The sequence below is a fragment of the Paenibacillus thailandensis genome (assembly GCF_042685365.1).
In the GTDB taxonomy this organism is placed as follows: domain Bacteria; phylum Bacillota; class Bacilli; order Paenibacillales; family Paenibacillaceae; genus Paenibacillus_AP; species Paenibacillus_AP thailandensis.
On the sequence record NZ_JBHUMY010000006.1, the window covers coordinates 1 to 19856 of the forward strand.

The window sequence follows — 19856 nt, forward strand, 5'->3', positions numbered from 1 at the left end:
GCCGCGCCGTATCCGCCGCTGGCGCAAGCGGCGGCGGCGATGGCGGACAAAGCGGCTCGGCTTGCGAGCAGCCGCTTTACGATCGCGCTGTTCGGGGCGTTCAGCGCGGGCAAGTCTTCGCTCGCCAACGCCCTGATCGGCGAGCCGGTGCTGCCGGTATCGCCGAATCCGACAACGGCGGCGATCAACCGGCTTGTTCCGCCGACGGCGGAGCGGCCGCACGGAACGGCCCGCGTCGTCATGAAAAGCCGCGAAGCGATGCTTTCCGATTTACGCTATTCGCTTACGATGCTTGGCGAAGACGCGTCGGAAGCGGCCATGCCGGATACGAACGCGTTGCTGAAAGCGATCGACAAGCTGTCGCCCGACGCGATCCGCGGAAGCGGCCGGCCGCATTACAGCTTCTTGCGGGCAGCCCGGGCCGGCTGGGAAGCATGCGGTCCGCTGCTGGGCAGCGAGCTTGACGTCCAGCAGCCGGAATACGAACGGTACGTGGCCGAGGAATCGCGGTCTTGCTTCGTCGGCGAGATCGAGCTGCATTACGCGTGCCCGCTTACCGACCAAGGCATCGTGCTTGTCGATACGCCGGGCGCCGATTCGGTGAACGCGCGCCATACGGGCGTTGCTTTCAACTATATAAAAAACGCGGACGCGGTATTGTTCGTCACTTATTACAATCATGCGTTCTCGCAAGCCGACCGTCAATTTTTGTCCCAGCTTGGACGGGTGAAGGACCAGTTTGAGCTCGACAAAATGTTTTTCCTCGTCAACGCGGCCGACCTCGCCGCCGATGAAGAGGAGCTGGACGGCGTTCTGAAGCATGTGGAGCAGCAGCTGCTGCAGCACGGCATTCGGAATCCGCGGCTGTTTCCGGTTTCCAGCCTTCAGGCGCTGGACGCCAAGCTGGAAGGGAACGACGAGCGGCTTGCCGCATCCGGGGTCGCGCAATTCGAGCGCTCCTTTCTGTCGTTCGTCCATAACGACCTCGGCCGTCTGGCCGTCGATGCGGCGGAGCGGGAAATCCGCCGCGCCGCCGCCGCCGTGCGCGGCTGGCTGCAAAGCGCCGAAGGCGATGCCGCCTCGCGGCAGGCGGAAGCGGAGCGGCTGAAGGAGCAAGCCGAGGAGGCGGCCGGACTTATCCGCGAATTCGGCGCCGCCGATACGCCTGCGCAGCTGCCGCAGGAGCTTGGCGAGCTGCTTTATTATGTAGCGCAGCGGCTGCAGTACCGTTTTGGCGAAATGTACAACTTGGCCTTTAATCCTTCTTCGCTACAGGACGACGGGCGGGATTTGCGCAAAGCGGTATGGACGGCGTGGCTGGAACTTACTCGGTATATCCGCGTGGAGCTCTCCCAGGAGCTGCAGGCTACGACGCTCCGCATGGAAAAAGCTTTGCACGGCCTGCTGGCCAAGCGTCATCAAGCGGCTGCCGAGCGGATCGAAGCGTTAATCGAAGGGTACGAAGCCGCCGCGTATGCAAGCGAACCGACGGCAATGCCCGATGAAGCTCCGGAATGGACGCCGGAAACGGTCGATGCCAAATGGCTGTGGAGCCGCTTCAAGTCTCCGCGCCAGTTTTTTGAAGGAGAAGGAAAAGGAAAGCTGCGCGGCGAGCTGGAAGCGATTGTCGGCCCTTCTTTGCAGGGATGGATGTCGGAACGGATTGCGGATTGGTCGGCTTTCTACTCCGGCATATGGAGCGACGCCGTCAAGGGGGCGGCATTGAAGCTGCAAGAGGACTTGTCCGCTTACGTTGACGGGAAGCTGGCATCGTTGTCCGACTCGGCCGACAAGGAGCAGCTCAGAAGCTTGCACGAACGGTTTCAACGTCTTCTCGCCCCGCAATAAAAGCTCTCGAATGGCATAAAGCTGTATACAACCGCGAAAGCCCGAATCGGAACTCATTCCGTTTCGGGCTTTTTTTCGAGCGCCGCTCCAGATGGGAAACGGAACGAATAGTTTAGGTTGAAACGTGCAAGAACAATTCCGGGCTTGAAATGCGGAGTAGCCGAGCGGAAGGGATACATAATGGAAGGTAGCGAAAACGGAAGGAAGCCCGGGACTATGCTTGTTCTGCATAGGAAGCTTTCACAAGCATCCGTTTTTTTGTTGAAAAAAAACTTGTGTGTTTTTGTGCAAAAATGGAGCAATTGCTTGAAGAGCGAGACGATTCGGGACTATTTAAAAGGGATTGCTATTATATATTTCCAATTCGCCCAATTCGGCTGTTAGGAACGGATATTCGGGTTTATCTCCCGATTGCTAGGCGAGGGGGATGCTGATAATATTCATTCATGCTTATAAATAATGGAACGGGAGTTGGAGAAAGTTGGACGTATTTAAGCAATTGAAACCGTTTTACTGGGTCGAGCGAAAGTACATGATCACTTCGATTTTGTGCCTGATGTGCGCGACGGCGCTTGGTCTCGTCTACCCGAACTTGCTGCGCTATCTGATCGATAACGTCATCTTGATCGAAGATTTCGGCAAGGTGCCGGCCCTGGCGTTAACGGTCGTCGGCGTCGTGGCGGTGAAGGCGTCTTTGCAGTTTTTGCACGGTTTTTTTGGCGGGCGGCTCGGCAACCGCGTCGCGTTCCGGCTGCGCAACGCGCTGTATGACAAGCTGCAAACGTTATCTTTCCAATATTACGACAAGGCGAAGACGGGCGACCTGATGTCGCGGCTGACGGCCGATCTCGAAGCGATCCGCAACTTTATCGGCTTCGGGTTCGCGCAAATATTGAATATGGTGCTGATGGTCGTGTTCGGCGCCTCGATGATGCTGTCGATCCATTGGCAGCTGACGCTCATCACCTTGGTGTCCATGCCTTTCCTGATGATCGCCGCGCTCCGGTTCGAGAAGCTGATCCACCCGGCGTTTCGCGAGATGCGCCAGGCGATGAGCAATTTGACGACGGCCGTTCAGGAAAATATTACGGGCGTGCGCACCGTCAAGTCGTTCGCCCGCGAGCCGCATGAGGTGAACAAGTTCCTTGTCCGCAGCGAGCAATACAAACAGAACCAGATCGGCGCCGCGTCGCTATGGGCCAAATATTTTCCGGTCATGGAGCTGCTGGCGAACTTGTGCATGGTGATCTTGCTTGCGATTGGCGGTTACCTCGTCATCCAGGAGTCGATCAGCCTCGGCGAATTCGTCGCGTTCTTCAGCATGATCGGCTATATTATCGGACCGATGTGGGGCGTCGGCTTCCATATCAACAACTATACGCAGTCGAAGGCTTCCGGCGAACGGGTGCTGGAGCTGCTGAACGAGCATGTGCACGTGCGCAATACCGATCATCCGATCGTGCTGGACGCGCAAACGACGAAAGGTCATGTCCGGTTCGAGAACGTGACGTTCAACTACCCGGACAAGGCTCCGGCTTTATACGATATCAATATCGACGCGCCGGCCGGCAGCGTTATCGGTCTGCTGGGCGCGACCGGCTCCGGCAAATCGACGATCATTCAATTGCTGATGCATGCGTACAACGTCAAGAACGGCCGCATTACGGTCGACGGCATCGATATCCGCGAGCTGGACGTGCAAAGCTTGCGCAGCCAGATCGCGCCGGTATTCCAGGAAACGTTCCTGTTCTCCTCTTCGATCCGCAACAATATCGCTTACGGGGTCAAGGACGTGACGCAGGAGGAAATCGAATACGCGGCGAAGCTGGCCAAAGCGCATGACTTCATTATGGAGCTGCCGCAAGGCTACGACACGATCGTCGGCGAGCGGGGGCTCGGGCTTTCCGGCGGCCAGAAGCAGCGGATCGCCATTGCCCGCGCATTGATCAAAAACCCGCGCATTCTCATCCTTGACGACGCGACAAGCGCCGTGGACATGGAGACGGAGCATGAAATCCAGGCCGGCTTCAAGGAGCTGATGGCCGGACGGACGACGTTCATTATCGCGCACCGCATTTCTTCGCTCCGCCACGCGGACGTAATTATCGTTCTGGATGAAGGGCGGATCGTGCAGCGGGGCACGCACGAGCAGCTCGTCCGGATGCCGGGACCGTACCGGCAAACGTACAATATTCAGTATGCCGACCGTCCTCATGTCGAGGCCGTAGATGAGCATGAAACCGAGGATCGTACGCTGCACAGGAGGGTTAGCCGATGAACAAGGATACAAGCCGGACGCAAGGGCAGAAGGCCGGCGCAATCAATAAAGGCGAGCGTTTCATTTACCAGGATGACGACGCGATCGAAAAGCCGTTTAACTGGGCGCAAATGCGAAGATTGTTTCATTATATGGCGCCTTACAAAAAAGAACTCGTTCCGATTATCGCGGCTATGGTCGTCGGCACGCTCACGCGGCTGACCGTTCCGGCGCTGTTCATCTGGGCCATCGATACGGCTATTCGTCCGCCGGAAGGAGAAGGAGAGCCAAGCGTTCCGCTGCTGTTTACGCTCGCCGGAGCGATGGTCGTGCTGTACCTAATCCAATGGGCGGCGAACAATTACCGGATTCGGCATACGAACGTGATCGGGCAAAAGGTGATCTACGACTTGCGGAAGCATCTGTTCAGCCATATTCAGCGTCTGTCGTTCCGCTTCTACGACAAGCGGCCCGCGGGCTCCGTGCTCGTCCGGGTAACGAACGACGTCAACGCGCTGCAGGACTTGTTCACGAACGGCGTCGTCAACCTGCTCATGGATTGCGTACAGCTGGTCGGCATCGTGCTTATCCTGCTCATCTGGAACTTCCAGCTTGGTCTGGCGGTCATGATTACCGTGCCGCTTATGTTTATCGTTTCGACCTCGCTTCGCAAACGGATCCGTTTCGCCTGGCAGGACGTGCGGATGAAGCAGTCCCGCATCAACTCGCATTTGAACGAAAGCATACAGGGCATGAAAGTGACGCAGGCTTACGTGCAGGAAAAGGACAACATGCGTTTCTTCAACAACATGAACGAAGTGAACATTAAGGCGTGGAACAAGGCGTCCGCGCTGAACCAGGCGTTCGGGCCGATCATTGAGCTGACGGCCGCCGTCGGCACGCTTATTTTGTTCTGGTACGGCTCTTACCTGATTCAAGCCGGTTTTATAACCGTCGGCATCCTGGTCGGCTTCGCGAACTATATCGGCAACTTCTGGGATCCGATCAACCGGCTTGGCCAGATGTATTCCCAATTGCTTGTCGCGATGGCTTCATCGGAACGGATCTTCGAGTTTATCGACGAGCAGCCGACGGTCGGCGAAGCGAAAAACGCGGCGCCGCTGCCGAGCATTCGCGGCGACGTGAAATTCGACAACGTCGTGTTCGAATACGAGCCGGGCCGTCCCGCGCTGAAAGGCATCAGCCTGAACGTGGAAGCCGGCCAATCGATTGCGCTTGTCGGCCATACCGGCTCGGGCAAAAGCACGATCATCAACTTGCTTTGCCGGTTCTACGATCCCGTCGAAGGAAAGGTGTCGATCGACGGCGTCGATATCCGCGACGTAACGATCGACAGCCTCCGTTCGCAGGTGGGAATCGTCTTGCAGGATACGTTTATTTTCTCCGGCACGATCCGGGACAATATTCGGTACGGCCGGCTGAACGCCACCGACGAGGAAATCGTCGAAGCCGCCAAAGCGGTGCACGCGCACGATTTCATCATGAGCTTGCCGGACGGCTATGACACGCAGGTCGAGGAGCGAGGCAACGTATTGTCGATGGGGCAGCGCCAGCTGCTCTCGTTCGCCCGGGCGCTGCTCGCCGATCCGCGCGTCCTCATATTGGACGAAGCGACGGCCAGCATCGATACGGAAACGGAGCTTAAAATCCAGGACGCGCTGAAGACGCTGCTTGCCGGACGAACTTCCTTTATGATCGCTCACCGTCTGTCCACGATCCGGAACGCCGATCTGATCGTGGTGCTCGACCACGGGAAAATCGTGGAGCAAGGAACCCACGACGAGCTGATCGCAAGCGGCGGCGTATATAACGGACTTATCGAAGCGCAATACCGCTTCCTGTCGGCTTAGCTTCGCCTGATAAAGAGGCAATCCCTTGATTTTTGCCTGAAGAACCTCCACAATGGAAGAAAAAGATAGACAGCCGCTACGCCCATTCGGCAAACGGAGTTGTAAGTCTATCGCTTCCGGGAGGTTCTTATTTTTTTATGTATGGTTCCCCACTATCTAAGCAGTCCCGTAAACTGTTGCTTCTAGGCTCCGGAGAGCTGGGCAAAGAGGTTGTGCTGGAAGCGCAGCGCCTCGGCGTCGAAACCGTTGCGGTCGACCGTTACGCGGGCGCCCCGGCCATGCAGGTCGCTCACCGCTTTTATGTAACGGACATGCTGGACGGCGCGTCGATCCGCAAAATTATTGAAGAGGAACGCCCGGACTATATCGTCCCGGAGATCGAAGCGATCGCGACCGACACGCTGCTCGAGCTGGAGCGGGAAGGCTTCAACGTCATCCCGACCGCCCGCGCCGCAAAGCTGACGATGGACCGGGAAGGCATTCGCAGGCTGGCGGCGGAAACGCTTGGGCTGCCGACGGCCCCTTACCGCTTCGCCGATACGTTGGACGAGCTGAAGCAAGCGGTGAAAGAGCTTGGCCTGCCGTGTGTGATCAAGCCGATCATGAGCTCGTCGGGCAAAGGCCAAAGCGTCTGCCGCACGGAGGAGGAAATCGAAGCTTGCTGGAATTACGCGATGGAAGGCGGCCGCGCCAAAAAGCAGCGCATTATCGTGGAAGGCTTTATTTCGTTTGACTCCGAAATTACGCTGCTTACGGTCAGATCGGTGTCCGGAACGGCGTTTTGCGCGCCGATCGGGCATGTGCAGAAGGACGGCGATTACATCGAATCGTGGCAGCCGCATCACATGCCGCCGGAGCAGATCGAAGAGGCGGAGCATATCGCCCGCCGCATTACGGACGAGCTTGGCGGATACGGCCTGTACGGCGTCGAGCTGTTCCTGACAAAGGACGGCGTGTTGTTCAGCGAAGTGTCGCCGCGGCCTCACGATACGGGCATGGTTACGATGGCAACGCAAGATTTGTCGGAGTTTGCGCTGCATGTCCGCGCCATACTCGGCTATCCGATCCCGTCCGTCCGCTTGCTGTCGCCGGGCGCGTCCCATACGCTCAAGGCGGACCGCGAGAGCGGCGCTTTCCGGATCGGCGGTCTCGAGCAGGCGCTCGCCGTCCCGAATACGCAAGTTCGGCTGTTCGGCAAGCCGGAAACGAAGGTCGGACGGCGGATGGCCGTCGTCTTAAGCACGGCATCGGACGTGGAAGAGGCTCGCGAATCGGCTGCGAAAGCGGCGCAAGCTTTGTTTATTCGCTACGAGGAATAATCGGTATTGGAGCAATAGCGCACGACGTTTGGGTCATGACGATGACCCGGGCGCCGTGCGTTTTTTTTGACCTTTGACCGCGGCTGGCCACCCTCGAAGGACTTCGCTAGAAGTTTTTCTCATGAGCTCTTTGGCGGCGAGTCCTTAAGTGATTACGGTTTCTTTATCTTGTGGGCAGTATCCCCAAGTCTCAGGCGAGCGGGGAAAGAACGGCATCAGCTACGTTTCCGAGCAAATGGGATATTGCCTGTAAGAAGTAAAATCAGGGTTGGCGCAACCCTGGTTGGGGATCGTAATTCCTTGAGGTGCCTTCAGGGACGATGCTCCTTGGGGGGCCCTTACGGCAGGGGGACCTCAAGGGGATTGGAAGTCCTTTGAAGGCTCTCGTACATATTTTCGGCTGCATTGCAGAAAAATGGGAATGTGGCAATTGTTTGCTGCGGCTATTTCGGGCCGTTTACGGTAATGATGATTGTTGTTGACGGAAGCGACTACATATTGGGGGGATTTTTATGCGTCATAAACGTTCTCATTCCAGAAGCTTATGGATCTCGATAGGGGCGGTTTCCTGCTGCGCTTCGCTGCTGCTGCTATACGGCTTCGGATATGCGGCGTTTACGCTGCTATATCCGTCGCATATGACGCACAGCAGCCCGGCGGCCACTCCAGCCGGCAAGCAGCGCGAGCCGGTTTATGCGCTTGCGGGCGCCCATGAACTGCGGGTGACGGCAATCGGCGATTCGCTTACGAAAGGAACAGGCGACGCCAGCGGGGAAGGATTCGTCAAGCAGGCGATCGGAAAGCTGCAGGAGGAGACCGGCAAGCCTGTGAAGCTCGTCAATAATTTGGGCATTCGCGGCCAGCGTGCCGATCAGTTGGCGGAACGGATTCAAACGGCCGGTTACCGTTATGCGATCAAGCGGGCGAACGTCATTATGCTTTCGATCGGAGGCAACGATTTGTTCGCGGCGGCCCGCGAATCTATGAAAGGGAACGGAAGCCGCGATTCCGCCGTTTCGGCTTCGATCCCGGATCGGCTGCCGGAAGGGCTTGACGGACTGGGCCGGGTGCTGAAGGCGATCCACGAATTGAATCCCGATGCGCAGGTCGTTTATATCGGATTGTACAATCCGTTCTACGACGTCGAACGGCTGCGCGCCGGCAGCATGCGGGTGACGGAATGGAATGCCGAAGCTTACCGGATGCTCTCGCAATACGAAAATATGCAAATGATCCCGGTGTTCGATTTGTTCGAGGGCAACATAGGCTCCTATTTGTCTTCCGACCATTTTCATCCGAATCATGAAGGCTACGGCCGAATCGCCGAGCGGATCGTTCAGTCTTTGAACGCGGAAGGAGCGTAAAGACCAAGATGGATAAAGTGCTGTCTGTACGGAATTTGACGAAAAAGATTGGCGCCAGGACGATTGTCGATGGCGTCAGCTTCGATGTGCACGCGGGCGAGATTTTCGGATTTCTTGGGCCGAACGGCTCCGGCAAAACGACGACGATCCGCATGCTGGTCGACCTGATCAAGCCGACGGCCGGCGAGGTGAGCGTATGCGGATATTCTGTGCATCGTTCCCCGGAGAAGGCGTTGTCCCTTATCGGCTGCATCGTCGAAAACCCCGAGGTGTACAACTATATGACAGGTTGGGAAAACCTGGAGCACTTCGCCCGTATGCTGCCTGGCGTCGGTCCCGGCCGCATGGCCGAAGTGACGGAGCTTGTCCGCTTGACCGGCAGCATCCACGACAAAGTCAGAACGTATTCGCTTGGCATGCGCCAGCGGCTCGGCATCGCTCAAGCGCTTCTTAACCGGCCGCGCCTGCTTATATTGGACGAGCCGACGAACGGTCTCGATCCGCAAGGCATTCACGAGCTTCGGGATTTCGTCCGCAAGCTGGCCGGGGAGGGCGTCAGCTTGTTCATATCGAGCCATATGCTGAACGAAATCCAGCTCATGTGCGACCGGTACGCGATCATTCACGGCGGACGAATCAGGGCGGTCGGAAGCATGGAATCGTTCGCCGGCCGCGAGACGGGTATCGTGCTGTGGGAGCTGGACCAGCGCGATAAAGGCAAAGCGGTGCTTGCTAAAGATCCGGCGATCCGGCTGCTGGACGGACCTCCGGGCCAGGCTGCAGGCCGCTCCGCGCCGGCGTCGTTCGGCGATGCCGCGATTGCGGCGGTTATGGACTTCTCCCGCATTCCGGCCGCGGTCGAGAAGCTGGTCTATGAGCAAATCGGGGTGCTGTCGGTTCGCCCGGCGGCGCAAACGCTTGAAAATTTGTTTCTTGAAACGACTTCGGAAACGGTTTGACAGGAGGACGGGAACGATGCAAAAACTGCTGCCGCTTATACAGAACGAAACGCTTAAAATATGGAAGAAAAAACGGTTTCTCGTTATCGTTTTGATTTTGCTCGCGATTATACCGGTTTTTACATACGCGGAATTGAAAACGCTGCGCCATAACGCGTCGGTCTTCGAAAACTGGCGCAGTCAGGTGCTGCAGCAAATGACCGATATCGAGAATTCCTTGTCAAGCGACCGGATGCCGGAGGAGTGGAAGCGGCAGCGGCGCGTTCTCGTGCAGCAGCTTCAATATTATTTGGATCATGACGTCAATCCTGCCGCGCAAAGCGCGGCAACGTTTACGCGGGATTTTATGCATAACGCGGTAACGCTGCTCATCCCGGTGCTTGTGCTCGCTCTTGCCTCCGATCTCGTATCCGGGGAACGGACCGACGGAACGATCAAGCTGCTGCTCACGAAGCCGGTGCGGCGGTGGCGCATTTTGTTCAGCAAGCTTGCGGCGCTTTCGTTGTACGTGTCGCTTATCGTCGTTCTGACCGCCGTGCTCAGCTACTTCGTCTCCGGGCTTGCTTTCGGCTACGGAGGCTGGTTTATGCCGGTGTTTACCGGTTTTGTGCTGGACGGCACGGCCGTCGACGCTTCGTTCGTCCATTCCGTGCCGCAATGGCTTTATATTTTGATGGAGCTGGGGCTTGCTTGGGCATCTTCCATGACGGTAGCCGTTTTGTCGCTGATGGTTTCCATCCTGCTGCGAAGCACGTCGGCCAGCATCGTCACAATGACGTCCGTTCTTATATCGGGCACCATTTTGTCGAATATGTCCTCGTCGTGGCAAACTCCAAAATATTTATTTTCGGTCAACCTGAATCTTATGAACTATTTAAACGGATCTCCGCCCCCGGTAGAAGGGATGACATTTTCTTTTTCCGCCGCGGTGCTTGCGGTATGGGCGGCCGGAGCGCTGGCCGTGTCGTTTGCAGTCTTTACGAAACAGGATATATTGAATTAAAATATAAACTTAAGCACAAATGGCCCCGATATCGGTGTCAGGGGATGAGAGATTTAAGATTGGGGGACGCTCATGGCTGAGCAAATGGATCTGTACGCAACGCAAGCCGAAGAGAGCCGCAGCTATGAAGCCGACGACATCCAGGTTCTGGAAGGTTTGGCGGCGGTACGCAAACGGCCAGGCATGTATATAGGCAGTACAAGCAGCTCCGGTCTGCATCATTTGGTATGGGAGATTGTCGATAACGCGGTCGATGAGCATTTGGCCAAGTTTTGTACGGCGATAGACGTAACGTTGAACAAGGACGGCTCGGTAACGGTGCTGGACAACGGACGGGGCATTCCGACCGGCATGCACAAGACCGGCATCCCTACGCCGCAGGTCGTCTATACGATTCTGCACGCGGGGGGCAAATTCGGCGGCGGAGGCTACAAGAAGTCCGGCGGCTTGCACGGTGTCGGCGCGTCCGTCACGAACGCGTTGTCCGAATGGCTTGAGGTGGAAATTTTCCGCGACGGGAAAATACATAAACAACGTTACGAGTATTGGGTCGACGAGAACGGCAAGGAGCATGTCGGCGAACCGGTAACCGGGCTTGAAGTGATCGGCACGACGAACAAGACCGGCACGAAGGTGACGTTTAAGCCGGACGCTCGCGTATTCCACGCCGGTACGTCGCTGAACTACGATACGCTGGCCGAAAGGCTGCAGGAAATCGCGTTTTTGAATTCGGGCTTGAAGGTGACGATTAAGGACGAACGCCACGGCAAGCAGGAAGTATTTCATTACGACGGCGGAGCGAAGCAGTTCGTTCAGTTTTTGAACGAAGGGAAGACCGTGCTTTGCGATGCCGTCCATTTTACGGGCGAGAAAGACGAGATCGAAGTGGAAATCGCGCTTCAATATAACGACGGTTATACCGAAACGATCGCTTCTTTCGTGAACTCGATTCCGACGCGCGGCGGCGGCACGCACGAAACCGGCTTCAAAACCGCTTACACGCGCGTGATGAACGATTACGCCCGCAAAACGTCGCTGCTCAAGGAAAAGGACAAAAATTTGGAGGGCAGCGATCTTCGCGAAGGCATGATGGCCGTCATCAATATTAAAATGGCCGAGGTGGAGTTCGTCGGACAGACGAAGGACCAGCTTGGCAGCTCGTCTGCCCGCAGCGCCGTAGACGCCGTCGTGGCCGAAAAAATGCAAGTATTTCTTGAGGAAAACCCGCAAACGGCGCAAACGCTGCTGAAGAAGGCGGTGCAAGCCTCCAAAGCCCGCGAAGCGGCGCGCAAGGCGCGCGAGGAAATCCGCAGCGGGAAGAAGAAGAGCGAAGGCTCGAACCTGGGCGGCAAGCTGACGCCGGCTCAATCCAAGGACGTGTCGCGGACGGAGCTGTTTATCGTCGAAGGCGACTCCGCCGGCGGGTCGGCGAAGCAAGGGCGCGACTCCAAATATCAGGCGATCCTGCCGCTGAAGGGCAAGCCGATGAATCCGGAGAAAGCGAAGCTTGCCGACATTATGAAAAACGACGAATACCGCGCGATTATAAACGCCATCGGCGCGGGCGTCGGCTCGGAATTCGAGTGCGAGGAAAGCAATTACAGCAAGATCGTCATTATGACCGACGCCGATACGGACGGAGCGCACATTCAAGTGCTGCTGCTGACGTTTTTCTACCGGTATATGAAGCCGCTGATCGACAACGGCAAAGTGTATATCGCGCAGCCGCCGCTCTATAAAATTACCCGCAAATCCGGGAAGTTGGAGACGGTTCGTTACGCCTGGACGGACGAGCAGCTGCAGAACTACTTGAAGGAATTCGGCAAAAACTATGAGCTTCAGCGCTATAAAGGTCTTGGCGAGATGAATCCGGAACAGCTGTGGGAGACGACGATGAACCCGGAGACCCGCACCCTTCTTCAGGTTCAAATCGACGATACGGCCAAAGCGGAACGGCGCGTATCGGCGCTTATGGGCGACAAGGTCGATCCGCGGAAGCGATGGATTATGGAAAACGTCGACTTCACGGAATTTGAGGAATAGGGGGAGTAGGGCATGAGTACGATGGAATCGTTTTTGCCGGCGTTTCTGGAAGAGGTCGTCGGCGACCGTTTCGGGCGCTATTCCAAATATATTATCCAGGACCGGGCGATCCCCGATGTCCGGGACGGGCTCAAGCCGGTACAGCGGCGCATTCTGTACGCGATGTACGAGTCGGGCAATACGCCGGACAAGCCGTACCGCAAATCGGCGAAAACCGTCGGCGACGTGATGGGCAATTATCACCCTCACGGGGACTCTTCGATTTACGAAGGGATGGTCCGGATGGCGCAGCCGTGGAAGATGGGCCATGTGCTTGTCGACGGCCACGGCAACTGGGGTTCGCTTGACGACGATCCGGCGGCGGCGATGCGTTATACGGAAGCGCGGCTTTCGCCGATCGCGATGGAGCTGCTTCGCGATATCGACAAACGGACGGTGCAGTTCAAGGACAATTTCGACAATACGGCGAAGGAGCCCGTCGTGCTTCCTTCGCGTTATCCGAACCTGCTCGTGAACGGAGCGAGCGGTATTTCGGCCGGCTTCGCGACGGAAATCCCGACCCATAATTTGCGCGAGGTCATTAACGCCTGCATCGCGCTGATGGCCAATCCGAACGTGACGCTCGAAGAGCTGATGCAGATCGTAAAAGGGCCCGATTTTCCGACGGGCGGCATCATTATGGGCGGCGACGGCATCCGCGAAGCGTATGCGACGGGAAGAGGCCGGATTTATATCCGCTCCAAAACCGAAATCGAAAGCTTGCGGGGCGGCAAGCAGCAGATCGTCATTACGGAAATCCCGTACCAGGTCGTAAAAGCGCGCCTTGTTACCGCCATGGAAACGATCCGGCTGGAGAAAAAGGTGGAGGGCATCGCCGAGGTGCGCGACGAGACGGGACGGAACGGTCTCCGCATCGTCGTGGAGCTGAAGAAGGATGCCGATGCCGAAGGCATTCTCGCCTATTTGCTCAAAAAGACGGATCTTCAAGTCACCTATAACTTCAATATGGTGGCGATCGTCAATAAACAGCCGCAGCAGCTCGGCTTGAAGGCGATGCTGAACGCCTATATCATGCACCAGAAGGAAGTCGTCACGCACCGGACGCAATACGAGCTGGAGAAAGCCGAAGACCGCGCTCACGTCGTGGAGGGGCTCGTCAAGGCGTTAAACATTCTCGACGACGTTATCGCGACGATCAAAGGCTCGAAAAACCGTGCCGACGCCCAGAACAACCTGGTCGAGAAGTTCGGCTTCACGGAACGGCAAGCCGATGCGATTCTTACGTTGCAGCTGTACAGGCTGACAAGCCTCGAGATTACGTCGCTGCAAAAAGAATTGAACGAGCTCATGAAGCGGATCGGCCAATTGAAAGCGATTCTGGAGAGCGAAAAGAAGCTGCTTGGCGTCATCAAGTCGGAGCTTGAAGAAATTCGCGACAAGTACGGCATCGACCGCCGTTCGGCCATCCAGGAAGAAATCGAGGAACTAAAGGTCAACCTCGAGGTGATGATCACGCCGGAGGACGTGCTGGTGACGCTAAGCCGCGAAGGCTACATGAAGCGGACGAGCATGCTTTCGTTTACCCGTTCGGGCGGGGAGCTGGACAGCTCCGGCGTCAAGGAAGGCGACATGATCGAGCAGCTTCTCGAGGTGAACACGCTGGATAACCTGCTGCTGTTTACCCGCAAGGGCCAATATTACATGCTTCCGGTTCACCAAATTCCGGAGTTCAAATGGAAGGAAAACGGCACCGCGATCGTCAATATTATCGCTTTGCCGAAGGACGACTCGATCGTCGATATCATACCGGTCAAAGACTTTAACGACGAGGAGACGTCGCTGGTATTCGTTACGAAGCGTGGCAACGTCAAGCGGACGATGCTGAAGGATTATATGACGACCCGGTCGACGGCGATCGCGGCCTGCAAGGTGGCGGACGGCGACGAGGTCATCAGCGTGAAGCCGAGCGACGGCAAAAAACAGCTCGTTCTGGTCAGCAAGCTTGGCATGAGCATCCGTTTCGAGGAAAGCGAAGTGAACCCGATGGGCCGGGTTGCCGCGGGCGTGCGCGGCATTCAACTGAAGGAGGAGGACGAGCTGATCTCGGCCGAATTCGTTCAGGACGACGAAGGGGAATTGCTGGTCATATCCGACCTTGGTTATGCGAAGCGAAGCCTGCTGCTCGACTATCCGATTCAAGGCAGAGGCGGCAAAGGGGTTCAAACCTTCGAATTCAAGGAAGGAAAGCGGGTCAAGCCGAACGGAACGGCGCTTGTCGCAGCGTTTTATTGCCGCGAAGCCCGGGATCTGGTCGTTGCGACTTCCGCCGGCGCCACCCATTCCGTCAGCTCGGAGAAAGCGCATATCGAAGAACGCAAGTCGGTCGGCCGCATTTTCGTGCCATTGGATAAAAACGAGACGATCGACATCGTCATTGCCCGGTAAAGCGGGTTAATCGTATGGCCCATTGGGCGGTTCAAGCCGCTCGATCAATTGAATAAGCATTTCCACAATTACCCACAATGGAGTCGGATCGTCCAGACGGTCAAGCCATTGTGGGTCTTTTAGTATGCCGTAATCTTGGATTTTGCGGAGAAGTTCCGTTTTGTCCATCGCATTCATCCCCCGTCGGCGAGAATAAAAACGAATAAATCATGGAGCGGGACTGCCGGCTGCCAGGAACCGCCACCCGTGACATTCGCCTAATCAGCTTATGTCTATCTCTGTCAAAAGGTTCGAAAATAACGTCGATTAATCTCGCAAATTATTAATTGGATTAACCTTTAATTCGACATTTTCGGATGGTATAATTTAGGTAGAGAACGCAATTCGGACAAGGAGGGTGGATTGATCATGGTTTCTGACGATTTCACGAAAGTATGGTCCAAGCTTTCGCGCGATTGGAAGTTTACGCTCGAGCAAGCGCTTGCACCTCTGACGGAAGGCCAGCTTGGCGTGCTGGAGCTGCTGCTGGAGCACCAGCCGATGAAGCCTTCGGATTTGCTTCAATATTTATCGACGACGCCGGCCGCGATTACGACGCTGCTCGATCGGATGGAGCGTAACGAGTTAATTGTACGTACAAGAGACGAGCGGGATCGGAGAATCGTATGGGTAACCGTAACGGAGAAAGGGAAGAAGGAAGCAAGCCGCGGGGCGGAAATCCGTTCCAAAGTCATCGGCGATTCCTTGGACCGGATTTCGTCCCATAATCAGCAGCTGCTTGTATATTTGCTCGGCAAAGTCGCCAATCTGTAGTCCGGGCATAGGGGCCACCTTAAGCGTACATACGGCTGGAGCGCATGCGGATGGGCTCCGGCTTGCGATTCATGCCTGCCGCGATAAGCGGGCGGGTTATTTGTTTTGCGCGATATAGAAGCTGGCCGCCTGCTCCAGCTGTTCGCCGCTCCACCATTCCCACGGCTTGCCTTCCGGTACAGACCGGAACGTAAGCCGTTCTTTTGTAACCGGATGGGGAATGGTAACCGAAGTAGACCAAAGCGCGACGTCCATAGCGGCTTCGGCGGAGGCATGGCCGTATTTCCGGTCGCCGGCGAGCGGACAGCCGATATGGGCCATTTGGGCCCTTATTTGATGCGGTCTGCCGGTATGAAGCTTTACGGCGAGGAGCGAATACCGGCCGTTTACGGCGATCGTTTCGTAATCGAGTACGGCATCCTTCGCATCGGCCGCCGGCTTGTCGAACACCGTAACTTGATTGCGGCCGCTGTCTTTCCGGATATAATGCTTCAGCTGCGCCCGCGGGGTCCGGGGCGTGCCGTGAACGACGCATATATATGTTTTGCCGAAGGAACGGCTGCGTACCGCTTCCGACAAGCGGGAGGCGGCTTTCGACGTTTTGGCGAACACCATGGCCCCCCCGACGGGACGGTCCAAGCGGTGAACGAGTCCCAAAAAGACGTTGCCGGGCTTGTTATAGCGTGCTTTAATGTCCTGCTTCAGCAAGGTCAGCATATCGGGATCGCCGGAGTCGTCCTCCTGGGACGGAATGCCGGGCGGCTTCACGACGGCAAGAACGTGGTTGTCCTCGTACAAAATCGGGATGGACGGAGTCGTTTCCATCGCCATCAGTTCGACTCCCAACGGCCCAAAATGCCGCACGGCAGGTTAAGGCCGGATTTTGTAATCGGAAGGCCGATTTCGCCGCAGTTGATCATGCCGCCGTATTTGCGTTTCATCGTCAAATGAAGCAAATTGTGAAGCACGGACGGGGACAAGCCCGTCGTATACGAATTAATAAGCAGGAACAGCGGGTTATCGGATAAAATCGTGGTGCAAAATTCGACGAACGGATACAAATTTTCTTCCAGCTTCCACGTTTCGCCCTTTGGCCCCCGCCCATAAGACGGCGGATCCATGATGATCGCGTCGTATTGCCGGCCGCGGCGCTGCTCGCGCTGCACAAACTTGAATACGTCGTCCGTGATGTATCGGACCGGATGATCCTTCAGGCCGGAAAGCTCCGCGTTCTCCTTCGCCCATTGCACCATTCCTTTGGCGGCGTCGACATGGACGACTTCGGCGCCGGCCGCAGCGGCCGCAACCGTAGCGCCGCCGGAGTAGGCGAACAAATTCAGCACGCGGATCGGACGGCCCGCCGAGCGGATTTTGTCCATCATCCAGCTCCAGTTTACCGCCTGCTCGGGGAATAAGCCGGTATGCTTGAAGTTTGTCGGATGAATGTGAAACTTCAGCTCGCCGTACGATATTGTCCATCGTTCGGGGAGCTTCTGGTTGAAGTCCCAGTGGCCGCCCCCCGATGAGCTGCGGTGATAGCGGGCGTCCGCTTTAAGCCAAAGCCCGCTTTCGTTTGCGATCGGCCAAATAATTTGCGGGTCGGGACGGCGCAGGATGTAGGTCCCCCATCGCTCCAGCTTTTCGCCGCCGCCGGTATCGATAACCTCGAAGTCGGTCCATTGATCTGCTATGTACATGCTATGAAATCCTTCCTTAATGGTATAGAGTTGCGCTTCGTCCCCGGACACCGGCGACGAAGCCGTTGCTGCTTAAATTGCCGTCGGAAAGCTTAAAGTTTGGTACTGCGTTACCGTACTGATGATCTTTCCGACTGGCATGAAAAGCTGCCGCTGATGCCAGGGGCCGGTTCAACGAATTGGCTTCGGCAGAAGCTTTTCATATAATAAAGTCAACGACTATTATAACGAAGGGGACTTCCCGAATCAAACAAAACCGGCGTCCATAAGAACGCTGGCTGTCCATTACAAGGCGGAGGACCGAATGTCGAAGGGCCGAGCGGCCCGAAGGACGTAATACTGGAGGGGGGAATCGCAGGAAAGGGAAGCTTGGGGCGAAGACGGGCAGCGGTGCGGCGGGTCAAAGAATGCGTTTTCAGAAGAGGCGGCGGATCGGAGCGTCTCCCGATGCGTGACGGGGGGTGGATGCGGCAAGGGGAGCGGCCTGCCGCAACGATTAGCTGCTTTCCGGGGCGCGCAGAGCTTGCAGCATTTTGTCGATCGATTGTTTGCGCTGCTCTTCATCCATGTTATTGAGCAGCTGGACGATTTCCTTCGTGTCCGGGGTCAGATCCTCCCCCGCTTTGCGGTCTTCGCCTTCGATGATGAAGTCGATGCTTACGTTAAAAAATGCGGCGAGCTTGATGAGGGTATCGTATACAGGCTGGCGGTTATTGATTTCGTAATGGCTGTAGGCGGAGCGGGTAATGCCGATTGTCCGCGCCACCGCGTCCTGAGATAAATTCCGACTGACACGAAGCATCTTGAGGCGTTCTCCCATCGTCATTGATTTTACTCCTCACGTAATATAGCCAGTTTGAGCAGAAGGCTCCCTGTTTCCAGGTTCTCTGCTACTAGTAATGTATGATACATTTTGTATCAATGTCAAGTGATTTTTCAAAAGATAAGCTCCCCAAGGGATAAGTTAAACCTTGTAATACGGCTTATCATTCAGCGCGAAAGTGTTCATCGCTGCGAGAAGGACGACAAAGTCGTTTCAGCTTGATCCAATCGGAAAGGAAAGATGTCCTATGGCATTAACGTTTCAATGCGAGTGCGGCAACCGGACGGCGTTGTTCGCCACGGGCGATATCGACGAGCAAGGAAGGGAATATATCGAACCGGAGGACGACGAGAGAGTGACCTATATAGTGGGAGATCACGGGGTTCTGTTCCGCTGCGGGTTTTGCGGTTACACATACCGGCTTGAAAAAATGCGAACAATTGAATAAGGCGTACAACGGCTGATGGAGGAAGTCTACGGCTTCGGGGGCGGAGGCGGCAGGAGAACGTCCGCGCTAACCCGGCTGAGGCCGACCGCAGCAGCAAAGGAACGTCCTCCACCGAATTCCATGTATCATCTAGAGCTAGGAAACGAGATGCTGCTTGTTCCCGTAAACCCTTCAGTTCATGTTAATATAATTGACATGTAGTGCGATAGACCCCTACAATAATAGAATAGACGTGATTAATCGCAGCGAAGGGATGGGGGTTGACATTGCAGTTACGCGTTTTGTCGCTTAAACATTTTTCGTTTGACGACGATTCGGTTATGAAGGAATGGGCCGCAAGGAGCGGGCATCGCTATACGGTGGCGGAACCGCACCTCGGACAAGCGCTGCCTTCGCAGGACAGCTTCGACTTGCTGATCGTTTGCGGCGGACCGATGAGCGTATACGAAGAGGAGGCGAATCCGTGGCTCCGTCCGGAAAAAAGCTTCCTCAAGCAGGCGATAGCGGACGCCAAGCCGGTGCTCGGCATTTGTTTGGGAGCCCAGCTGATCGCGGAGGCGCTAGGGGCGAAAGTAAGCCGCAACCGCCACAAAGAAATCGGGTGGCACCCGATAAAACGTACCGATTCCGGACATCCGTTGTTTCGTTCGATGCCTCCGGCGTTCCACAGCTTTCAATGGCATGGCGATTGCTTTGAACTGCCGGAAGGGTGCGAACGGCTCGCCACGAACGAATGCGCGCAGAATCAGGCTTTCGCATACGGGGACCGCGTGCTCGCCCTGCAATTTCATTTGGAGCCGACGCCGGCGAGCATTGAAGCAATGGTCGGGCATTGGGCAAGCGAGCTTACGGACGGGCCGTATATCCAATCCGCGCAGCAAATCCGTTCCGGTCTAGCCAGATGCGCCGATTCCGCCCGAATGCTCGGCCTGCTGCTGGACGCTCTTGCGGATTCGCTGCGTTAGA

At 56.4% G+C, this 19856-nt stretch carries 16 protein-coding genes; 12 read left to right on the plus strand and 4 right to left on the minus strand.

Features of this window, described 5'->3' with window-relative positions:
* The 9 genes from ACFSW5_RS04955 to gyrA form a co-directional block, all read left to right on the plus strand.
* Positions 1-1848: dynamin family protein (locus ACFSW5_RS04955; RefSeq protein WP_379270303.1), on the plus strand; the 1848-nt coding region annotated here is incomplete at its 5' end.
* 481 nt (positions 1849-2329) lie between these two features.
* A complete protein-coding gene (locus ACFSW5_RS04960; RefSeq protein WP_379270304.1) occupies positions 2330-4126 on the plus strand; it encodes an ABC transporter ATP-binding protein in 1797 nt (598 codons plus the stop codon).
* Positions 4123-5976, plus strand: a complete 1854-nt coding sequence (locus ACFSW5_RS04965) for an ABC transporter ATP-binding protein (protein WP_379270305.1) — start codon at positions 4123-4125, stop codon at positions 5974-5976. Before ACFSW5_RS04960 ends, ACFSW5_RS04965 begins: the two co-directional genes overlap by 4 nt.
* Before the next feature lie 137 nt (positions 5977-6113).
* The gene (gene purT / locus ACFSW5_RS04970) at positions 6114-7295 is read left to right on the plus strand and encodes a formate-dependent phosphoribosylglycinamide formyltransferase (protein WP_379270306.1); all 1182 of its coding nucleotides are present in this window, start codon (positions 6114-6116) and stop codon (positions 7293-7295) included.
* Between the two features lie 512 nt (positions 7296-7807).
* Positions 7808-8659, plus strand: a complete 852-nt coding sequence (locus tag ACFSW5_RS04975; RefSeq protein WP_379270307.1) for a GDSL-type esterase/lipase family protein — start codon at positions 7808-7810, stop codon at positions 8657-8659.
* An 8-nt stretch (positions 8660-8667) separates the two neighbouring features.
* Positions 8668-9618: an ABC transporter ATP-binding protein gene (locus tag ACFSW5_RS04980; protein WP_379270308.1), complete on the plus strand. Its 951-nt coding sequence runs from the start codon at positions 8668-8670 to the stop codon at positions 9616-9618.
* 16 nt (positions 9619-9634) lie between these two features.
* On the plus strand, positions 9635-10621 hold the full coding sequence (locus ACFSW5_RS04985; RefSeq protein ID WP_379270309.1) for an ABC transporter permease: 987 nt from the start codon (positions 9635-9637) through the stop codon (positions 10619-10621).
* 72 nt (positions 10622-10693) lie between these two features.
* Positions 10694-12664 carry a DNA topoisomerase IV subunit B gene (parE, locus tag ACFSW5_RS04990; protein WP_379270310.1) on the plus strand — a complete coding sequence of 657 codons (1971 nt, stop codon included), beginning with the start codon at positions 10694-10696 and terminating at the stop codon, positions 12662-12664.
* A gap of 12 nt (positions 12665-12676) precedes the next feature.
* Positions 12677-15109, plus strand: a complete 2433-nt coding sequence (gyrA, locus tag ACFSW5_RS04995) for a DNA gyrase subunit A (protein ID WP_379270311.1) — start codon at positions 12677-12679, stop codon at positions 15107-15109.
* 6 nt (positions 15110-15115) lie between these two features.
* Here gyrA and ACFSW5_RS05000 read toward each other — a convergent pair whose 3' ends face one another.
* Complete coding sequence (locus ACFSW5_RS05000) at positions 15116-15277, minus strand: hypothetical protein (RefSeq protein WP_379270312.1); 162 nt, start codon at positions 15275-15277, stop codon at positions 15116-15118.
* 240 nt (positions 15278-15517) lie between these two features.
* Between ACFSW5_RS05000 and ACFSW5_RS05005 the strand changes: the two genes are divergently transcribed.
* Positions 15518-15922: a MarR family transcriptional regulator gene (locus tag ACFSW5_RS05005; RefSeq protein ID WP_379270313.1), complete on the plus strand. Its 405-nt coding sequence runs from the start codon at positions 15518-15520 to the stop codon at positions 15920-15922.
* A gap of 96 nt (positions 15923-16018) precedes the next feature.
* On the opposite strand, the gene ACFSW5_RS05010 is transcribed toward ACFSW5_RS05005, so the two are convergent.
* The 3 genes from ACFSW5_RS05010 to ACFSW5_RS05020 form a co-directional block, all read right to left on the minus strand.
* The gene (locus ACFSW5_RS05010) at positions 16019-16753 is read right to left on the minus strand and encodes an RluA family pseudouridine synthase (RefSeq protein ID WP_379270314.1); all 735 of its coding nucleotides are present in this window, start codon (positions 16751-16753) and stop codon (positions 16019-16021) included.
* A complete protein-coding gene (locus tag ACFSW5_RS05015; RefSeq protein ID WP_379270315.1) occupies positions 16753-17619 on the minus strand; it encodes a class I SAM-dependent methyltransferase in 867 nt (288 codons plus the stop codon). Before ACFSW5_RS05015 ends, ACFSW5_RS05010 begins: the two co-directional genes overlap by 1 nt.
* A gap of 496 nt (positions 17620-18115) precedes the next feature.
* On the minus strand, positions 18116-18445 hold the full coding sequence (locus ACFSW5_RS05020; protein ID WP_379270316.1) for a helix-turn-helix domain-containing protein: 330 nt from the start codon (positions 18443-18445) through the stop codon (positions 18116-18118).
* Positions 18446-18689: 244 nt separating this feature from the next.
* On the opposite strand from ACFSW5_RS05020, the gene ACFSW5_RS05025 reads away from it, so the two are divergent.
* Together ACFSW5_RS05025 and ACFSW5_RS05030 are read left to right on the plus strand one after the other, a co-directional pair.
* Positions 18690-18890: a hypothetical protein gene (locus tag ACFSW5_RS05025; RefSeq protein ID WP_379270317.1), complete on the plus strand. Its 201-nt coding sequence runs from the start codon at positions 18690-18692 to the stop codon at positions 18888-18890.
* A gap of 266 nt (positions 18891-19156) precedes the next feature.
* Positions 19157-19855, plus strand: a complete 699-nt coding sequence (locus ACFSW5_RS05030) for a type 1 glutamine amidotransferase (protein ID WP_379270318.1) — start codon at positions 19157-19159, stop codon at positions 19853-19855.
* Position 19856 lies beyond the last annotated feature (1 nt).